This is a genomic window from Prevotella sp. LMAG:51 (assembly GCF_008680225.1).
Taxonomy (GTDB): Bacteria; Bacteroidota; Bacteroidia; order Bacteroidales; family Bacteroidaceae; genus Prevotella; species Prevotella pectinovora.
Window position 1 is genome coordinate 70,556 of sequence record NZ_NALQ01000015.1, and the last position, 18,622, is coordinate 89,177.

14 protein-coding genes, 2 tRNA genes and 1 pseudogene are annotated in these 18,622 nt (G+C 50.5%); 6 read left to right on the top strand and 11 right to left on the bottom strand.

What is annotated here, in order from left to right:
- The first annotated feature begins 212 nt into the window (after positions 1–212).
- Both CCC32_RS04625 and ruvB read left to right on the top strand, forming a co-directional pair.
- Positions 213–286: transfer RNA gene (locus tag CCC32_RS04625), tRNA-Asn, on the top strand.
- Positions 287–616: 330 nt separating this feature from the next.
- Entirely contained in the window at positions 617–1,648 is a 1,032-nt protein-coding gene (ruvB, locus tag CCC32_RS04630; protein WP_042519782.1) for a Holliday junction branch migration DNA helicase RuvB, read from the top strand.
- 16 nt (positions 1,649–1,664) lie between these two features.
- Here ruvB and CCC32_RS04635 read toward each other — a convergent pair whose 3' ends face one another.
- The 3 genes from CCC32_RS04635 to CCC32_RS04650 form a co-directional block, all read right to left on the bottom strand.
- Positions 1,665–2,453 carry a CPBP family intramembrane glutamic endopeptidase gene (locus tag CCC32_RS04635; RefSeq protein WP_287072647.1) on the bottom strand — a complete coding sequence of 263 codons (789 nt, stop codon included), beginning with the start codon at positions 2,451–2,453 and terminating at the stop codon, positions 1,665–1,667.
- 261 nt (positions 2,454–2,714) lie between these two features.
- Positions 2,715–4,283, bottom strand: coding sequence for a riboflavin biosynthesis protein RibF (gene ribF / locus CCC32_RS12635; protein WP_353756212.1), 1,569 nt, complete (start codon positions 4,281–4,283; stop codon positions 2,715–2,717).
- Positions 4,284–4,340: 57 nt separating this feature from the next.
- Entirely contained in the window at positions 4,341–6,968 is a 2,628-nt protein-coding gene (locus CCC32_RS04650; RefSeq protein ID WP_287072649.1) for a calcium-translocating P-type ATPase, PMCA-type, read from the bottom strand.
- 238 nt (positions 6,969–7,206) lie between these two features.
- Here CCC32_RS04650 and CCC32_RS04655 point away from each other — a divergent pair.
- Both CCC32_RS04655 and CCC32_RS04660 read left to right on the top strand, forming a co-directional pair.
- Positions 7,207–7,280: transfer RNA gene (locus CCC32_RS04655), tRNA-Ile, on the top strand.
- A 55-nt stretch (positions 7,281–7,335) separates the two neighbouring features.
- Positions 7,336–7,682 (top strand): annotated as a pseudogene (locus CCC32_RS04660) (nucleotidyl transferase AbiEii/AbiGii toxin family protein); the annotation flags it as partial.
- A gap of 55 nt (positions 7,683–7,737) precedes the next feature.
- On the opposite strand, the gene CCC32_RS04665 reads toward CCC32_RS04660, so the two are convergent.
- Genes CCC32_RS04665 through coaD form a run of 3 tightly spaced genes read right to left on the bottom strand, consistent with a single transcriptional unit; the run spans position 7,738 to position 10,013 of the window.
- Positions 7,738–9,099, bottom strand: a complete 1,362-nt coding sequence (locus CCC32_RS04665; protein WP_287072650.1) for a DUF4421 family protein — start codon at positions 9,097–9,099, stop codon at positions 7,738–7,740.
- A gap of 20 nt (positions 9,100–9,119) precedes the next feature.
- Positions 9,120–9,545, bottom strand: a complete 426-nt coding sequence (ybeY, locus tag CCC32_RS04670) for an rRNA maturation RNase YbeY (RefSeq protein WP_022317391.1) — start codon at positions 9,543–9,545, stop codon at positions 9,120–9,122.
- A gap of 30 nt (positions 9,546–9,575) precedes the next feature.
- A complete protein-coding gene (coaD, locus tag CCC32_RS04675) occupies positions 9,576–10,013 on the bottom strand; it encodes a pantetheine-phosphate adenylyltransferase (RefSeq protein ID WP_022317392.1) in 438 nt (145 codons plus the stop codon).
- 667 nt (positions 10,014–10,680) lie between these two features.
- Here coaD and CCC32_RS04680 point away from each other — a divergent pair.
- Both CCC32_RS04680 and CCC32_RS04685 read left to right on the top strand, forming a co-directional pair.
- A complete protein-coding gene (locus tag CCC32_RS04680; protein WP_287072653.1) occupies positions 10,681–11,706 on the top strand; it encodes an IS110 family RNA-guided transposase in 1,026 nt (341 codons plus the stop codon).
- A 398-nt stretch (positions 11,707–12,104) separates the two neighbouring features.
- A complete protein-coding gene (locus CCC32_RS04685) occupies positions 12,105–12,530 on the top strand; it encodes an Hsp20/alpha crystallin family protein (RefSeq protein WP_394358837.1) in 426 nt (141 codons plus the stop codon).
- A gap of 92 nt (positions 12,531–12,622) precedes the next feature.
- Here the strand turns inward: CCC32_RS04685 and CCC32_RS04690 are convergent, their stop codons facing one another.
- The 5 genes from CCC32_RS04690 to CCC32_RS04710 all read right to left on the bottom strand — a co-directional run bounded on the left by CCC32_RS04690 (position 12,623) and on the right by CCC32_RS04710 (position 18,367).
- Positions 12,623–13,888 carry a THUMP-like domain-containing protein gene (locus CCC32_RS04690; protein ID WP_287072655.1) on the bottom strand — a complete coding sequence of 422 codons (1,266 nt, stop codon included), beginning with the start codon at positions 13,886–13,888 and terminating at the stop codon, positions 12,623–12,625.
- Positions 13,889–13,992: 104 nt separating this feature from the next.
- Positions 13,993–15,603 (bottom strand): PCMD domain-containing protein, encoded by a 1,611-nt coding sequence (locus CCC32_RS04695; RefSeq protein WP_044065641.1) that lies wholly within the window; start codon positions 15,601–15,603, stop codon positions 13,993–13,995.
- Between the two features lie 37 nt (positions 15,604–15,640).
- Positions 15,641–16,252, bottom strand: a complete 612-nt coding sequence (locus CCC32_RS04700; RefSeq protein ID WP_044072930.1) for a calycin-like domain-containing protein — start codon at positions 16,250–16,252, stop codon at positions 15,641–15,643.
- 152 nt (positions 16,253–16,404) lie between these two features.
- Positions 16,405–17,157 carry a porin family protein gene (locus CCC32_RS04705; protein ID WP_044072931.1) on the bottom strand — a complete coding sequence of 251 codons (753 nt, stop codon included), beginning with the start codon at positions 17,155–17,157 and terminating at the stop codon, positions 16,405–16,407.
- A gap of 58 nt (positions 17,158–17,215) precedes the next feature.
- Positions 17,216–18,367 carry a PCMD domain-containing protein gene (locus CCC32_RS04710; protein ID WP_044065644.1) on the bottom strand — a complete coding sequence of 384 codons (1,152 nt, stop codon included), beginning with the start codon at positions 18,365–18,367 and terminating at the stop codon, positions 17,216–17,218.
- Between the last annotated feature and the right edge of the window lie 255 nt (positions 18,368–18,622).

Genomic DNA, 18,622 nt, shown 5'->3' on the forward strand with positions numbered 1-18,622 from the left:
TCTGTTTAATCCTATAATATAATTTGCTTAATCTTATAAATAATCTGTCCAATCTTATAATATAAGGTAGAGAGTCCTCGGAAAAGATGACAAATCAGGGAATAGAATGACTTTTTTGAAGAAAAATCAAAAAAAAGACGGAAAATATTTGGAAGTTACATAAAAATGCCTTACCTTTGCACTCGCAATTAAGCAATAACGCTTTTAGCAATGCTTCAATAGCTCAGTTGGTTAGAGCACCTGACTGTTAATCAGGGGGTCGTTGGTTCAAGCCCATCTTGAAGCGCAAAGAGGAATCACTTACGAGTGGTTCCTTTTTTATTTTCATATAGTTTGAATATCGGCACCATTTTTGGGGTGGACACATTTTTCTGACGAATTATCATTAAAAGTACACACTTTTCCTGACGAATACTTGCCAATGATTATACTTTTCCCAATGAATAATCAAGAAAAGACCACGTTTTTAAGCATAAAATACAAGAAAACACTAATGACCAATTGGGGATACAAAAAAAACAAAATGAGCGCAAGTCTTGGGGAATAGCCTATTTTTTAATATTTTTGCACGAATATGGATGCCGCACATTACGGCAGAGAAACTAAAGACAAGGATATGGACAACGATTTCGATATAAGACAAGAGACATTGTCGTCGGCGGAAAAAGAATACGAAAACGCCTTGAGACCGCTACGTTTCGGTGACTTCAGCGGACAACAAAAGGTGGTGGAAAACCTGGAGGTGTTCGTAGAGGCGGCGAAATACCGCGGCGAACCGCTCGACCACACGCTGCTGCACGGACCGCCAGGACTGGGAAAGACGACGCTCAGCAACATCATTGCCAACGAACTGGGAGTGGGATTCAAGATAACGAGCGGTCCGGTGCTCGACAAACCTGGCGACCTCGCCGGCATACTGACATCGCTGGAGCCCAACGACGTGCTTTTCATCGACGAAATACACCGTCTGTCGCCTGTCGTGGAGGAATACCTGTATTCCGCCATGGAGGACTATCGCATAGACATAATGATAGACAAAGGACCGTCGGCAAGGTCGATACAGATAGACCTCAACCCATTCACGCTCGTGGGGGCCACGACACGCAGCGGACTGCTCACGGCACCGCTGAGAGCGCGATTCGGAATAAACCTGCATCTGGAATATTATGACCCCAAGACGCTGATGCGCATCCTGAAACGTTCGGCAAACATCCTGAAGGTGCCCATCGACGACGATGCGGCAATGGAGATAGCACGACGCTCGCGTGGCACGCCACGTATCGCCAACGCACTGCTAAGAAGGGTGAGAGACTTTGCCCAGGTGAGGGGAACGGGAAAGATAGACACCAAGATATCCCACGTGGCACTGACGGCGCTGAACATCGACCAATATGGTCTCGACGAGATAGACAACAAGATATTGCTCACCATCATCGACAAGTTCAGAGGCGGACCGGTGGGCATCACCACCATCGCAACAGCTATCGGCGAGGATGCCGGCACAGTGGAGGAGGTTTATGAACCGTATCTCATCATGGAGGGATTCATAAAGCGCACACCACGAGGCAGAGTGGTGACAGAACTCGCCTTCCAGCATTTCGGCAGAAACCTGACATTCGGAAATCCTGCAGAACCGTCGCTGTTCTGACGGTTCTGCAATCAGGTCAGCCCCGTCTTGCCGTGCGCGTCACCAACTGATAGAGCGCCGGCAGGAGGATGAAAAAGGAGAATATGATGGCCAGTCCCATCCGACGGTGGTCGCCGCCGAACAGATCCGTCATCCGCACATCTGACATTTGATGTGACATAAGGCGGATCATGAGATATGCCACCGTATTGTTAACCCAATGGCATAGCACTCCCGGCACGATGCTACCCGTACGACTGTATATCCAACCGAGGAAGATGCCGACAACGAAAGCGTATGGCATCTGGGCGGGGTTCATATGGATCAGGGCGAAGAGAAGGGCCGAAATGACTATCGGCAACCATGTCTTGCCCTTCATCACGGAGAGCAGCGTGCGCAATATCGCCCCGCGGAATATCATCTCCTCCACAAGCGGAGCGAAGAGGCATATCGTTACATAGCCGAAATTGCTGCCTACAAGCAGCGTCAACTCATCTTCCACAAGATTCGGCAGCTCTGGCATCGCCTCTTCGAGAAACGCCATGGGAATGATGGAGCCCAGAGTGAAAACCACTGTCCAGAACAACACGTCCCAATGTTTGCCTCGCACATAATCGGGCGACAGCGGACACCACTTCAATCTATAGAACATCACGAAGAGCACTATACTGTATACCGCCGAAGTGAGCACCAGTTCGGTGGCCTTGTCGGCTGCCGGGCCGGCGATGAGACGATACAGTGGGGGTATCATGAATCCTGCTACCACCTGGATGATTACACTCCAAAGGAGATAGGTGAACACGTCTTTATTCTTTGCTTCTTTCATATCGGGAAATCATTTGTTTTTCTTTTTTCTAATACAAACCAGTAATCAATAATCCCAAATCGGCCATTAGGGCTTGCTTGTATTTTGGAATTTTAGAAGAGTGGATTTTGTTTGTCTTTTAATGAGTAATAGCGAGCTATTGCGAATTAAAAACAAGCAAAAGACGCCTTATAAAAAACAAAAGACTGCAAGCAGTCATTAAATATTTCTATAAACGTCCTAATGACCGATTGGGGATAATGACCGTTGGGTGGGTATCCATCATCCCAAGAGGTCGAGCACCTGCTGGCGGTCGGATTGCAACTGGCGCATCAGCTCCTGCTCAGAAGCGAACTTGCGCTCAGAACGGAGCCGCTTCACGAAGCTTACGCTGATTTCGCTGCCGTAGAGATCGCCCTCATAACCGATGATGTGCACTTCCAGAGTGGTGGTCTCACCGTCGAAAGTAGGACGGCAGCCGATGTTCATCATTGCCGGCCTTTCCTTGCCGTCGCCCACATTGGCTGTCATGACATATACTCCCGGTGCGGGAATCATGGTGCGGACGGACGAAGGGGCGATGTTTGCCGTGGGGAAACCCATCCTCCTGCCCTCTTTCACTCCTCCAACGACCTTGCCTTGCAACGCATAGCGATAGCCAAGGCATTTGGCGGCAAGATCCACCTCGCCCCCGGAGAGGAAGGTGCGGATGACGGAAGAACTCACGTTGACTTCGTTGAGGACGAGAGCCTTGGCGCGTATCACCTCAATGCCGATCTGCTTGCCGAATGCCACATAGTCGTCGAAACCTTCAGAACGGTTATGACCGAAGCGGTTGTCGTAGCCTATCACGAGATACTCCACACCGAGACGGTCTTTCAACACCATGCGCATGAAGTCGAAAGCCGAGAGCGACGCCGTTTCTTCGTTGAAAGGCAACACCTCGCAGCGGTCAACGCCTGTGGCACGGATTCTCGCCACTTTCTCGTCGAGCGTACTGAGCATCTGCGGCATATAGTCGCTATGCAACACCTCACGAGGATGCTTGTCGAAGGTCACTACAACAGACTGCAGTCCGTGTCGCTCTGCTACTTCCTTCACCTGGTCTATAAGATAGCGGTGACCACGATGTACACCGTCGAAAAAACCGATGGTGGCAACAGAGCCTGCACCGTGACAATGATTGGTGACGGACTCTCTGCCAACAGAGTTTTCATCGTCTGGCGAGAGGATATCGAGCCACTCGTCGCCATGTGTGACATGCAGCGTGCGGATGCCGAAGGCTTCTGCCGCCTTGCAGTTGGCAAGGGAGTCGTCAACGAAGAGCGTCTCCTCTGCCACGGCTCCCGTCTCCTGGAGCAACGTCTCGAAAATCCGCGGGTCAGGTTTCACCATTCCCATATTATACGAGATGAATGTCTTGTCGAAATAATACTCCGGACCATGGCCTGAGAGCGGGAAGAAATGTTCCACCGCCTTGTCCCAATGCACGGAGTTACTGTTGCTGAGCATATACACTTTGTGGGTCTTGTGCAGACGTTCCACCGCCCTCATGCGCCTCACCGGGATTTGCTGCAGCAGTTCGCCCCAGGCATAGCGTATCTCCTCATTGCTGGCTTCACAGCCTGGAGCACGGCGGCGAATCTCATCGCAGAACTCCTCCACACTGATCTTTCCCAGTTCCAGATCGAGAAACATGTCTGCCTGCTTGCATTCATCCACATAGCAGGAAATCTTGTGGGCACCGATAGCGTTGAGGGCCTCGATGCACTTATGCCTGTCGAGGTCTACTAAGACGCAACCGAAGTCGAAGACTATATTCTTTATTCCGTTGAGTATATCGTTTTTCATCACTGATTGTTTATTTCTTTATCCAAATCGGTCATTAGGAATACCACATTAAACGGCCTAATGACCGTTTTTGGTTATCAATCTCGCCACAAGGCGCCATATCTCTCCTGCCCACAGCACAAGGGATGTGGCTGCCACCACATACACCCAGTCGAGAAGCGAGAGAGGCACCGTGCGGAACATCTTTCCGCCGAAGGTCACTATCACCCACTGTCCCACGAACACCACGACGAGTATACCTGTGAGCACCTTGTCATGACACAGTCCGCGGAAGGCGGAATGGTCGGTGCCGAGCGCCTTGGCATTGAAGAGGTTCCAGAACTGCAGCATGACGAAGGCGGTGAAGAACATCGACAGTTCGTGTGTCTGCATTCCTCTGCCCGTGTTGAAGCAATGGATGAGATATATGAACATCACGGCAAACATCGCCACGCCTATTCCCATTATGCCTCTCACCATAGAGTGATTTATGATGAAATCGGACTGCTGCCGCGGTTTGTCGTCCATCACATCCTTTGTTGGCGGCAGTGAGGCGAGTGCCATGGCGGCGAAGGTGTCCATGATGAGGTTGACCCATAGAATCTGAGTCACCGTAAGCGGCAGTTCGGTGCCTATCACCGCTCCACCGAGAACAAGCAGCAAGGCTGCCACATTGACCGTGAGCTGGAAGAAGAGGAAACGCTGCAGGTTCTTATACAGCGACCGTCCCCACATCACGGCATTGACGATGCTTCCGAAGGAATCGTCGAGCAGCGTCATGTCGCTGGCACCCTTGGCTACACTGGTTCCGGAACCGAGTGAGAGTCCCACATGGGCATGGTTGAGGGCAGGGGCATCGTTCGTTCCGTCTCCAGTAACGGCGACCACCTGACCGTGTTTCTGAAGCATAGCCACAAGGCGCTGCTTGTCGGCAGGACGGGCACGACACATCACCTTGAGACCGACAACGCATTCATAGGCCTCATCATCAGAGAGGGCGGCGAAGTCGGGACCGGTTATTACGGCGTCGGCGGCCGACTCCTCGTTTATTATTCCTATCTGGCGGCCTATCTCACGGGCAGTAGCGGCTGTGTCGCCAGTCACAATCTTAACTTCTATTCCGGCTCTTTGGCATTCTGCCACAGCACCAGGCACATCGCTGCGAATCGGATCGGAAATGCCCACAATGGCCTGTGCCTGCAACTGCCCTATATGCATGGCGGCACGCTCCGCATCGGCTGGCGTGGCATCAGCCGGCAGCTCTCTGTAGGCAAAGGCAAGGGTGCGCATTGCCTTGGTCTGCCACGAGGTGAGCCTGCCGGATATCTCATCCGCTTCCTCTCCGGCAATCCGGCAAGCGGCGAGAACTATCTCCGGCGCTCCCTTTACGAAGAGGTATTTATGGTTGCCGAGGCGTGCTGCAGTGGCCATATACTTGCGTTCGGTGGAGAATGGCAACTGGTATATGATATCCTCGGCATGGCGAAGCTTACGGTAGTCCTCTCCCTCTCTGTCGAGCCACAAGAGGAGCGCCACTTCTGTGGGATTGCCGATTCCATTGGTGCCTGCCTCCGTATCAAGATGAGCCGTGGTGTTCAGGGCGAATGCCTTGGCGAGGAGGTCGTCGCTGCCATACAGTTTCCGGATATCGGCAACCTGCATGCGGTTCTCGGTGAGCGTACCGGTCTTGTCGGTACATATCACGGTGACGGCTCCCATCGTCTCACAGGCATGAAGCTTTCTCACGAGGTTGTTGCTCTTGAGCATCCTGCGCATATTGAGGGCGAGGGCAAGGGTGACTGCCATAGGAAGCCCTTCGGGAACTGCCATCACTATCAGTGTCACCGCCATCATGAAATAGCGGAGCACAATCTCTGCCATGCGGAAATAGTCGTCGCCTCGCCACACGCTGTCGGTAACGACATCATGGACGAGGAATATCAGGAAGGCTGCAACGGAGATGCCGATGCCGAATTTGCTGACGAGCTTTGCCAGCTTGTCGAGCTGCACGTTGAGGGGTGTCTTCACCGATGTCAGTTCGGTACTGCTACGTGCCACCTTGCCTATCTCCGTGGCGTCGCCCACTGCAGTGACTCTGTATGTGGCGCTGCCGTTCATCACCATAGTGCTGCGGAGCAACATGTTGCAGGGATAAGTGGCATCATCTGCGGTTGACGATTCGGAACCGGCTACGCTCTTGGTGATTATCGGTTCTCCCGTCAGCGACGACTCGTCCACCTGCAGACTCGATGCTCTGACGAGGAGTCCGTCGGCAGGTATCTCATCGCCTACTTCCACCAATACGATGTCGCCGACAACAATGTCGCGACGTGCCACTTCCACCACCCTGCCCTCTCGGCACACCTTCACGGGCTGCTCTTCGCTGAGGGCGGTGAGCACATTGAATTTCTTTGCCGCATCTCGCTCGAAGATGAAGCCAATGGTTGTGGCAAGGAAGATGGCAATGAATATGCCTATCGTCTCTACAAAATCACCATCCACGAATGCCAGCACGAGGGATATCACCGCTGCCACGAGGAGAATCCGGATTATAGGGTCCTGGTATTTCTCCATATACAGTTTCCACATGCTCACCGGTTTGGGCGGCGTGAGCACGTTCTCGCCATGCTCTCTGCGGCTCTGCTCCACCTGGCTGGCAGAGAGGCCGCCAACGGTGACGGCGTCTGTATCTAATGTTTCTTTCATAATGTTTATGTCAATAATGCCGAAGCACCGCTTATCCGATGCTTAGGCAATGCAAAGGTAATAAAAAGACAATGATTAGTGACTTCACCACCAATCCGCCCACCGCTTTTTATGTATATTTTGCAAAAAAAGACAGGACAAGAAGCCTGCGAATATCTTTTTTTGCGATAAAATTTGGAATTTAGACAAAAACTTCTTACCTTTGCAGTCGCAAACTTGACCACTTAAGTGTCAAGCCGGGCTTTTAGCTCAGTTGGTTAGAGCAACAGACTCATAATCTGGAGGTCCTAGGTTCAAGCCCTAGATGGCCCACTTGCAACAGAAAGCAGTTACGGATTCCGTAGCTGCTTTTTTTGTTTTTAATGAAATGCTTTCGGGCTATGACATAACGACGGACAGCAAAAGCGGAATGCTATTTTTGAGGTCAACCAGCAGATTGTTCTTGCAGGTCTTTATAATGGTGTTTTTTTCAACGAAGCTGCTTTCTACGGTGGAACTTGTCTGCGCATATTCCATGGATTGCAGCGTTTCTCAGAGAATTTGGATTTTTCTCTTCTTGCTCCTAACGATAATTTTGAATTTACGCAATATTTTCAGCCTATAGTCGACATATTCGCTATGGTCGGCAGAGAGGTTGAAATAAAAAAGAAGGACAAAAAAAAGAATTTTGGCAAGGTGGAGTCTGCATTTCTGAAAGACAACACAGATGTATATCTTTGTTAAAGGATAGTTTCCTATTGTCATCTGTTGTTGATTACAAGCTTCTCCATCAGAATCTGAAGCCGAAGAACATTCTCACCCGCCATTTATTTCTGTGGAGCTGCAGGTGGGCATCGTCGCCGGCAACGGAATAGTTGTATATCGCTGTGGCTCCGGCAAACTTGTTGCGCCAGGAATATACCACGGCAGCACGGCCGGTGATGATGACTGAAGGGAAATGATACTCCATACTGTTACGATAGGTATATGAGCCGGTAGAGGAATCTGTTGATTCATCGGCAGAGACGTCCGGAGAGGTAGAGGCGGCAGAGGTGGTTGTAGCGCCATCGCTGATGGCGGCATCAGCCGCGGCGGCAGATTCCTCGCCGGTGGCTGAAATCCGGGTCTTGGTGTAGTCATGGGAATATATGGTGACGGTGGGCAGGGCGGAGAGATGGAAGAGCCAATGGCGGTGTACAACGAGGTTATAGGCATATCCTCCACCAACGGCAAACTCGTTGAGACGGATGGTCATATCTTTCATCTCCGTCTTCGACCCGTCGAAGCTCGCCCCTATCATCCAACTGCCGGCGCTGCGCTTCTGCACATAGCTCTGGCTGAAGGCGGCAGGGAATGAGAAGCGGCGACTGTTGAAGGCGTAATAGAAATTGAGGTTCAGGGCATTCTGCGACACCTGTCCCCTACCCACGTCCACTCGCTTGCCATCAACATAGCGGTGGCCATGAAAGGTCTTCGACGACAGATACACCACATCAAAGCCATAGCGGTTGCTGTATGAATTGAGGTTGAACTCATAGTCCTTGTTCTTTCCGGCGAGTTTGGCAGGATTCACAGAGAGGCTGAGCCCCAGTCCGCGATATGCCGCCGCCACACTGAACGTGCCCCGGCAGTCTGCCATCACATGAGTACGGCGCTCCAAAGCATCCGTCTTCGTCACGGTCTGCATGTCGGCACCCGACAACACACCAGTAAGCTTCACCGTCCACCGTGCATCAGGACGGGCGATGTATGCCGTGTCATATTTTATCTTGTTGTATTTGGCAGCCAGGAGGGAGTCGCCGCGGAACAGGAGCCTGTCGTAGCGCTGCATGCGCGCCTGGCGCTTGTGGTATTGTCTCAGCAGTCGTTGTTTCTTCTTCTCGCCCATATTGCTGCGGAGCACCCTGTCAATGAAGAGGGAGTCAGCCCAGCGCAGCATCTGGCCTCTGTCAGCCGACTGCCGGAGCTGGAGTCTGAGACTGTCGGCAATCTGCAGTTTTTCTCTGAATGTCTTGCGTTGTTTCTTCTTTTGGGCGAGGGCGGTTGCCGGTGTCATAAGCGACAGTACGACGAAGAGCAGTATCACTTTGATGGTTGCGATACTGCTCACGGGAACTATTCTTGATGATATTCTTTGTGGAATTCTTTGCATATCCTTTGATATACAGGTTGTCAACGCTTCATTTCCTTCAGCAGCGCCAGTGCCTTGTTCTCGGCAGCTTCCATGATCTCGCGCTCGCCGGGACCTTTGTCGTTGATGCCGCAGAGATGCAGGATGCCATGGATTATCACGCGGTGAAGCTCGTCGTCATATTCCTTGCCGAAGAGTTCGGCATTCGAGCGCACCGTGTCGAGCGATATCACAATGTCACCGCTCACCACATCATCCTCGTCGTAGTCGAAGGTGATGACATCCGTATAGTAGTCGTGACCGAGATATTCGCGGTTCACCTCCAGAATCTTCTCGTCGTCAACGAACATATATCCTATGTCGCCCAACCGACGCTTGTATGAAGCCACTACAGCCTTAATCCAAGCCGTCGTCTCGCGCTTCTTTATCTTTGGCATTGCTATGCCCTCTGAATCGTATGAAATCATAATCAGAAAATTTATTGTTGTCCGTTTTTGTCAGGGCAGGAATCGCTTCACGTCCTTTCCGAAGTGTGTCAGTTCCCTCACCACGCTCGAGCTGATGCTCTCCATTCCGGCTTCGGCAAAGAAGAGCACCGTCTCTATTCCCGTTAGCTGCCGGTTGATATCCGCCTGCTCACGCTCATATTCGAAGTCCTTCACGCTTCTCACTCCCTTTATGATGAACTCCGCTCCCTCGCGGCGGGCGAAGTCTACGGTGAGGTCGTTATACTGCTTCACCTCTATCTTCTCCTCCTCTTTGTATATCTGGCGTATTGTTTCCACGCGCGTTTCCGTGGTCTGCATGTATTTCTTGCGTTCGTTGTAGCCCACTCCTATCACGATTTTGTCGAAGAGCGGCAGAGCGCGTTTCACGAGCGAGTCATGGCCTATGGTATAGGGGTCGAAGCTGCCCACGAGTATTCCTATTCTCATATCTGTATATTTGCAATGGTATGATTCCAGTCCTAATGACTGATTTGGGTTATATCGTTGCAAAAGTAATATATTCATTTTTCTAATGCAAGAAAAACGTTGTCATTTAACCCGAATCGGCCATTAGGGCGTTTGGGAAGAAAATAAAATTGAATATCTTATAGTTGTAATTATTCAGTGAACACTAATTAATAGCAAGCCCTATTTATCCCAAATCGGTCATTAGGGCTTGCCTGGATTTTGTTTTTTAGAAGAGTGGATTTTGTTTGGCTTTTAATGAGTAATAGCGGGCTATTGCGAATTAAAAACAAGCAAAAGACGCCTTATAAAAAGCAAAAGACTGCAAGCAGTTATTAAAATTATACATTAAACGGCCTAATGACCTCTAAGTTTGCAGAAGATTGCGACGAAGTCGCATAAACTCCAAAATAATCAAGGTAAAACTATGATTGCTAAAGACAGTTTCGTACCTTTGTTGTAAAAAGGTAGAATCGGTCTGTCGAAGAGGTAAACCAGCTAATGACCCAGCCGTAAAGCTATAAATCGTTTAGGTCCTCATCGACATAGTTGCAAAGACCAGATAGAAAGTTATCGGCTCTGAGCCTTGTTAGAGTGTTAGTCCATACAACTATTGACCAATTCTACACAATATAACTCGTACAAAGTTATGAAGAATTTATTTATCGGAGTTGATTTTTCGAAAGAAAAAGTTGATGTGGCTATCCTTTTTGCAGACGGACTGGCAGAAACCGCTGCTAGAGTGTTCAACGAGTTCAAGACAACCGTGTCTGGCTATAGGCAGTTGGTCAAGTGGGTTGAGCAGAATTCCTGCGGTATCGACTCGTCCTTGTGGCTCTTCTGTGGCGAGAACACGGGCGACTACAGCAAGGGACTGTGCAACTTCCTCTACGGTAAAGGCTACGACATGTGGCTTGAGAACGCAAAGAGCATCAAAGACGCATCTGGTCTTAGACGATTGAAGTCTGACCGTGCTGACGCCTCGATGATTGCAGAATACGCCATGAGGAATTACGATAAAGCCGTTATGTACGAGCCTCTTAGCGAGTCGCTTACACAACTGCGTGAGCTGTTCCTATACCGTCAGATGATCGTAAGACACAGATGCAGTTTCCAGGTGCGTAGAGGCGAAAAGCGACTCACTATGGAGAAGTCGCCAGTCAAGACAATGATTTCGCAGAGCGGACGGCACATCGTCTCTGAACTCAATAAGGAGATAGAGAAGATAGATAAGCGCATTGCCGATCTCATCAAGTCGGACGAGGAACTCACCGAGGGGTTCACCATCGTGACCTCGGTGCCTGGCATAGGAACGCAGAACGCTGTGTGCCTGATGGTGTACACCGACAACTTCCGGCGTTTCAACTACGACTCACGCAAGATTGCCTGCTATTACGGCCTAGCTCCATTTGGCAAAGATTCGGGAACCAGTGTGCATTCCGATCCGCATGTACATTATATGGCTAACCGCCAGATAAAGGCCATGCTGACGCAAGCGGCACTAGCTGCCGTCAACTTCAATCCCATTATGGCGAGGTACTACATGCGCCTCGTAGAACGAGGAAAGAAGAAGCAGGTTGCACTGAACAATGTCAAGAACAAACTTGTACATTTGGTCACAGCCATGGTCAGAAATCGCCAAACATTCACCCCTGAATATAAAATCTCAGCATAAATTGAAAATAATGGTCAAAACATTTGGATATTAACATAGAAAGCGATTTGGGTTTATTATCATCCAAATTTCCCCCCACGTCATAGATAAAATCCAAAGAACACAGTTTAGAATTCTGCAGTCAGCGACATAATGTCAGAGAACGGTTAATATTTTTAAACTTTTCTGACGATTTGTCAAGCCACAATAGTCATAATGACAAAATATGTAAGCGGCACAGGAATTGCATCTCCATTAGCGAAGGCTGAAAACCGAAGGCGGAAGGATTCGAAAGAAACCTGAAGCCGAGAGGAGAAAGCCGATGAAAAGACTGCTGGTCAAAGCCGATGAAAAGAGGCAGAGATCAACGGAAAAAAACAGATAAATAAAAAACTAAAATAAAAATGGAGGTATTTGATATGTTACCAGTAATGAACAGAAATCTTTGGATGCCAGAAGAGTTTAATGACTTTTTCGATACTGACTTCATGCCACGTGTAAGTGCTACGGCACCGGCAATCAACGTTAAGGAAAGCGAGAAAGACTACACAGTGGAACTCGCCGCTCCTGGACTGACAAAGGATGACTTCAATGTCAATATCGACAACGACGGTAACCTGCACATCAAGATTGAGAACAAGAGCAACAAGAAGGATGAGGACAAGAAGAGCCACTATCTGCGTCGCGAATTCTCATACAGCAAATACGAGCAGACATTGCTCCTTCCTGACGATGTGGAGAAAGACAAAATCGCTGCCAGCGTAAACCATGGCGTATTGACCGTAGAACTTCCAAAGCTCGTGAAGGCAGAGGAGAAGACAGCACGTCAGATTGAAATCAAATAAGGCGTGAGAGAGAAGTAAAGCATAGAGAAAGGAGAATGTTTTAGATTACATAAACCCACATAGTTGGTGTTGGTTAAGTGAAGGCGCTTGCCCTATTGGGCAGGTGCCTTTTTCGTTATTATCAGCACATGGCGCGAGTCGGCAAGCGTGGTGGCAAAGATATACGTGTCGCCACCGTCTTTGATCTTCAGCTTCTTGCGCAGGTCTGCCACGGAGAGAGGGAAGTTCCTCACGGCGACGTTTGCCTTGGCAATGCCTGAGAGAGCCTGCCGCAACGCCTTCTTGTTGAGTTCCGTAACGGCACACACCTGGAACCGTCTGCCGGGGAAAGCCTCAACGAGACTTTCAGAAAGGAACAGATGACTGTTTTGAGCCACCTGCGGCATTCCGTATCTCGCCGAAATCATGGCGAAACAGCCTGCCTTCATTATTGATGCGTTAGGCTCGTAAATCCAACATCCGGGCTGAAGAAGGGCTGAAGGGGAAACGGCAGATGGAGAACTGCATGGAAGCAGAGCACAGGTGTCGCCGCCATCGGTATATTCCTCTGACACATAGTGCCAAGAGCCATCAGCCAGCTGCTGACAGTCAACACAACATACATGCAGCGGAGCACCACCCTGTCTGCCGCCACCAGCAGAGAGCACGAGCAGGAGTTCCTTGCACTCGTTCTTCACGGAGATGATATGCACCTCTGATACATTGCCGAGGTCTGCCACCGCCTTGTGCCAGTCGAGCATCGGCGACAGCTTCACCACCACATAGTCGGCATGAGCAAGAAGCTCACCCTTGAGCGCCACCACATCCGGTGTGCAGTCGGCGATGGCGAAGGTACGTCCGCCATGGTCGTCGCGGCGTGCCGGGTCGATGAATATCGTCGTGGCATGGGGCATGTTGAGGAGATATTCCTCGGTGTCGCCACAAACGATTTCCGCATCCTTCACGCCGAGCAGCGGCATGTTGTGGGCCACCACCCTACAGAGATTCTCCTGCCTCTCCACATACGTCTTGTGGCGGAAGCCTCTCGACATGAAGGAGAAGTCCACTCCGAATCCTCCCGTCAGGTCTACGTGTCTTTCTGCATTGCCGTCAGCCAGACGCTCAGCCAGTCGCTGCTTGTATACGGCAGTAGGCTCCGACGAACATTGTTCCATGGATAGATGCGGCGGGAATACCAGTCCGTCGGTGTCTGCCCATGAAGGCAGTTTCCGTCGTGCCGCCTGCCATCCCGCAATCTGTTCCAGTGCGTATGCCATGTCAACGCCATCGGGTCTTGACTTGAGGGCGAGCTGGCGCACGTCGTCGGTCTTGTGTATGGATATGAACGAGAGGGTCTCGCCGTTGGGTATCAATGTCATATCAATATGTATTCTTGAGTAAACGAAAAGGCTCCGTGCCTTCCCTTTGTGTAGAATGCCCGGAGCCTTGTCTTTGTGTATGTATGCAGTGAAAAGCTATGCCATTATTTCTTCACCACCTTCACCATCTTGCCGTCAGCAGTCTTCACAACGTATATGTTGCCGCTCTGCATCTTGCTCACCTGCTGTCCGCTAACGGTGTAGATCTTGGTAGCGTGGATGTTCTGGTCCATCTTGGTCTCTACTGTAGAGATGCCGTTGGTCACCTTTCCTTCCTTGATGTCAACAGTGTAGCGGGTGATGTTCTTGCTGTCGGCAGAAACCACGGTGATTGTAGCCGTAGAAGCCTTAGGGTCGGTAGAAGAACGCTCTACTCTCTTTGTCACAGTAGCGCCGGCGCCGGCTGTCACCTCGATCATGTCTACAGTCATCTTCTTTGAAGCAGGCACCTTAGAGTAGTAGTATGTTCCAGGTTCGAATCCGTTGATTTCCTGTCCGTCAATCTTGATGGAGCTGAGCTGTGAACTGTACTCGAGTTCCACGTCGTCTACATAGAGCTTGTCGTCAGCGCTTCCCTTACCAGGAGTAGCGTTTGTAGAGATGGTCACGAGGATAGCGTTAGGGTCGGCACCGTTGGCGATGTAAGAATCATAGTCGAACGGAATTGTGATCTTCTGCCACTCGTCCTTGCTCTCGATGGTCTTGTTCTGAGCCTTTGCCACTACATTTTTGTATTCTGTTCCCTCAGCCTCTGGATCCTGATACTTCTTGCCGTCGGTGATCACCGCACTGATTGTGGCATAAGGATAGTCTTTGGCGAGGTCGCCGCCGCCCTGCTGGAACTTCACCCACACGCTGATAGCGTCCGGCTTGGCGTCTACAGTAGCATAGAACGGATCGCCGTTGGCGTCGAGAGCCTCGTTGCTGAAATCGAGGAATGCGTGGTTGCCGGTGTTTGCAGCCTGTGCAGCACCTGCGTTCATCTGTCCTGTAGTGATTGTTCCGTTAGGAATCTGTCCGAAAATAGCATTTCCTGTTGTGATGAGCACACTCTTCTTTCCTGTAGTTCCGGGACGAGTTTCGTTGCTCTCCTTTGTGTGGACAGCGCTCTTCACCATTGAAGCCAGCGTACCGGTAGCTGTCATGAACGAATGCCATGCGTTTGGCTCCTGGCTTGTTGCAGAACCGGCTGTGGCTGTATGGAATTTCTCGAAGCCAGAGTTAGGAATCTGTCCGATGGTATAGTCTTCGTCGCCGAGAGTGAGCTTCAGCGAGCGTCTGATAGCCTTGAAAGTATCGATGATGAGGTTGCCATAGAACTTGCCGCCGCGGATTTCTCCGTTGAAGTAAGCCTGCAGCTTGCCGCCGTTGAGGGCAGTGTAGCCAGGACCCTGCCAGCTGATATTCGTGTCGTCGCCTTCAACGATTTCGATGTCCTGAACAGAGCGCAGGATGGTATATACGCCGGCGTTTGTCATAGGAACGTTCTCGATAACGATGTTTCCTACTGGCTGCTCCTGCATATAATACTCGTATTTCACGTTCTTGATGGTCACGGTGCATGTGCCGTCGCCGTTTGGCTGAACCTGAACAGTTGATTTAGGATACTTCTTGGATCCGGAACCGGCGTTGATGTCCAACGTGGTCACATAGTCGGTTGCCTGTGCTGTGAGTGCTGCGGCAGCCAGGATGAATGAAGATAATAATTTTTTCATGTGTAGTATTATTTTTAACGATTAAATGATTTCTCCATTATTTGTTCATCACCTTCACGGTCTTGCCGTTTGTGAGCTTCAGGATGTTGATGCCGCGCACCATAGAGTTCACGCGCTGTCCGCCGAGAGTATATACGGCAGCCACCTTGGCATTCTGGTCAATGGTGCCGGCAGAGATGCCGTCGGTACCGAAGTTGTTGTCGCCGAATACGGCTTCCACGTCACCCACGCCAGGCACGGTGAGGCTGATGAGAGCATAGAACTTGTCGCCCTTGCTGCGTGAACCTTCCTTCACGGTAACGTCGATCTTGCCGCCGAGCATCTCCTGGATTTCAGCGCCATTGGTGATGGTAGCTGTCTGTGTGGTGGCATAGTTGGTGAATCCCTCTGAGTCGTCGTCGCCCTGAACATCGGTCATGGTAACGTCGCCGATAAGTATCCCCTGGAAGCTGAACTGGTTGAGCTTGATGGTGTATTTGCCTTCCTCTGCCTGCTCGGTGATAGTGATGGAAGCCCTGTCTGTGATAGGCTCACCCAGATTGGCAACGGTGATTACGATATTGTCCTCATAAGTTTTCTCGTTGTTTCCTTGTGCCATTGCTCCCATGGCGATCATTGCCATGGCGATAAGAGTAAAAATTTTCTTCATAATAAAAATGATAATGTTTTTAATTTAATGTTTTCCTAATTTATTTTTGCCTTTATTTAATTGTCTTGTCTATTCATCAGAATCCTGACTGCCCATCGGGGAGGAATCTGTCAGCAGAGGTTGCCGCCGCCGGATTGAATACAAGTACAAGGTCATTTCATCCTATACGAAACGCCGACAGTGCCATACACCGGATACATCGTCTGCTCGATGGTATCGAAATTGCCTTTGAATATCCCCGTGAAGCCCCATGAGAGGTCAACGAATATTCCCCAGGAGTGATGGAAATGCCAGTCGGCTCCCACCATCATTCCCCATTGCAGCTTGCGCATACTGTCGGAAAAGTCATAGGTTCCGCGGCTTCCGTCAGTGGTGCCGAGTTCCACTTTCTCTCCCGTAGGGTCGCCCACTCTGAGGTACCCGTCATAGGCGGCTCCCTTGAAGGTGCGGGTGCGCACATAAGAGAGATAGGGACCAGCCTTGATCTGCCACTTGTCGTTGAAGCGGTAGGTTGCCTGTAGAGGCATGGTGAGCATCCATTGCACAGCCTCCGACTGGTTCTTTCCGGTGAACATACCCTCGAGTTCCTGTCCGCCGCGCACTATCCTCATGTGGTAGTTCTTCACCGTGGCGTCAATGTCCATTCCCTTGTTCTCGAGTCTCAATCCTGTGGTCAGTCCCCATTTGTCTGTCAGCGGCTTGTAGACGCCGAGTCCCAGCATCACGCTCAGCGTCGGTCTGTAGGCATCGAGCGAACGGATAGAGGCCGGCATTCCCATCGGCATCGTTCCACCGATATTGTATCCTGCCCTGAGGTCATATTTCAGGTCATCGAGTATTCCTCCGGCATGAACTGAGAGTGCCGATGCGGCAAGGAGTGCCAGTGATAATATTGTCTTCTTCATTGTTGTCTTTCTTCTTGTTTATCGTAAGAGTTGGTTTCTGCCATGCGGTGCCGTGGCATCAGTCCTCGCAGATGAGTTCGAACTCATCCACATAGAGAGTGCTGCCCACTGCCCCCTGGAAGGTGGCTCCCTCATAGCTCGAGGTGCACACGATGGCAATGCTATATCCATTGGCACGCAGCAGGTCGGGGTCTACCACACCGGTGTATTTGAACTGCAGGTCAAACGGTGTCCATTCGCTGGTGGCGTTTATCTCGCCGATTTCTGCCAGCGCCACGATATATGGATTTGTCTTCACGTCGTTGCCGTTGAGAACGAAAGCCTCTCCGTTGTCGTCGTGGTTGCGATAGAGCACGGCATAGATGTCGCCATGGTCGGTCTTTCCCTCTACCGGCTTTCCTGCCTTGTCCTGATATGTCTCGCCGGGAGCATACTTGTAGTAACCCGTTAATCGCAGCGGCTTCTTGTCGAACGGCAGTCCGAAGCGTGTCGCCGCCATGGTATTGGTGAGAGCAGGCTTGGTGTCGAATTTTCCGATGAAGAGGTTTCCGGCGGCGATGCGCATATTTGACATCACTCCGAAAGGTCCCGTGCTGCGTGTGGTAAGCTTCACGCATCTGCCTCTCACTCCGCCTTCTACGCTCACCGTGGGATAATCCTCATAGGGTGCCTTGCCCATACTGAGCTTGAATCCGCCGTTACCGGTTGCCCAATCGCGGTATATCTTGCTGTCGCTGCCACGGCTGTAGTCATACCACTGATGGTATTTCTCCGTGCCGTCTCTGTCGATGAAGAAGTCGATGTTCTCAAAGCTGTACTTCAGCGGCAGCAGCTTGGAACCGAAGCCCACGTAATATTCCCTTGTCCACGCACCGTCTTCGGATGTCACGGTGTATTTGTGTCTGGCATTGTTGGAGAAATCGAGTTCCGTACCGCTTGCCGGACTGATGGTGGCGCCGGGTGTGAGCTGGAACTGCGGCGACATCTTGCTGATATTGGCATTGTCTTTCACCTCAAAGGAGATCTGCGAGGTGTTTGAAGGCACGTCGATACTGGCGTCGGTCTGGTTGTTGAAGACCGCGTCCCAGTTGTCCATCACGACAAACGCCTTCTGTATATCACATTCGGCATTCGGGGCCTCATCCTTAAAACAAGAGGTCAGCATAGTGCAAGCTCCGATTGCTGAAAGGAAATAAATAGAATATTTCATCAAGACTAAAATAATAGTTCACGTGGCATCATGCGCCACGCCTTTGTGTTACAAAAACTTACCCATCTGCAAGTACAGGCCATCACAAGCGTGGCTGTCAATTGGCGTATGGATATAATATACCGGGGCAAAGGTACGCTAAAAACCTTTAACTTGCAAGATTTCAGCGTTAAAACGAATAATTTAGACTACTTTTCATTCCAATATATACCATAAAAAACGCCACGAGAAGCCACAAAACGTTGCGCATTATGG

Excerpts from the sequence above, each read along its gene's own strand:
- ruvB (WP_042519782.1), top strand. The coding sequence starts at position 617 with ATGGACAACGATTTCGATATAAGACAAGAGACATTGTCGTCGGCGGAA.
- CCC32_RS04635 (WP_287072647.1), bottom strand. The coding sequence starts at position 2,453 with ATGAAAGAAGCAAAGAATAAAGACGTGTTCACCTATCTCCTTTGGAGT.
- ribF (WP_353756212.1), bottom strand. The coding sequence starts at position 4,283 with ATGAAAAACGATATACTCAACGGAATAAAGAATATAGTCTTCGACTTC.
- CCC32_RS04650 (WP_287072649.1), bottom strand. The coding sequence starts at position 6,968 with ATGAAAGAAACATTAGATACAGACGCCGTCACCGTTGGCGGCCTCTCT.
- CCC32_RS04665 (WP_287072650.1), bottom strand. The coding sequence starts at position 9,099 with ATGCAAAGAATTCCACAAAGAATATCATCAAGAATAGTTCCCGTGAGC.
- ybeY (WP_022317391.1), bottom strand. The coding sequence starts at position 9,545 with ATGATTTCATACGATTCAGAGGGCATAGCAATGCCAAAGATAAAGAAG.
- coaD (WP_022317392.1), bottom strand. The coding sequence starts at position 10,013 with ATGAGAATAGGAATACTCGTGGGCAGCTTCGACCCCTATACCATAGGC.
- CCC32_RS04680 (WP_287072653.1), top strand. The coding sequence starts at position 10,681 with ATGAAGAATTTATTTATCGGAGTTGATTTTTCGAAAGAAAAAGTTGAT.
- CCC32_RS04685 (WP_394358837.1), top strand. The coding sequence starts at position 12,105 with ATGTTACCAGTAATGAACAGAAATCTTTGGATGCCAGAAGAGTTTAAT.
- CCC32_RS04690 (WP_287072655.1), bottom strand. The coding sequence starts at position 13,888 with ATGACATTGATACCCAACGGCGAGACCCTCTCGTTCATATCCATACAC.
- CCC32_RS04695 (WP_044065641.1), bottom strand. The coding sequence starts at position 15,603 with ATGAAAAAATTATTATCTTCATTCATCCTGGCTGCCGCAGCACTCACA.
- CCC32_RS04700 (WP_044072930.1), bottom strand. The coding sequence starts at position 16,252 with ATGAAGAAAATTTTTACTCTTATCGCCATGGCAATGATCGCCATGGGA.
- CCC32_RS04705 (WP_044072931.1), bottom strand. The coding sequence starts at position 17,157 with ATGAAGAAGACAATATTATCACTGGCACTCCTTGCCGCATCGGCACTC.
- CCC32_RS04710 (WP_044065644.1), bottom strand. The coding sequence starts at position 18,367 with ATGAAATATTCTATTTATTTCCTTTCAGCAATCGGAGCTTGCACTATG.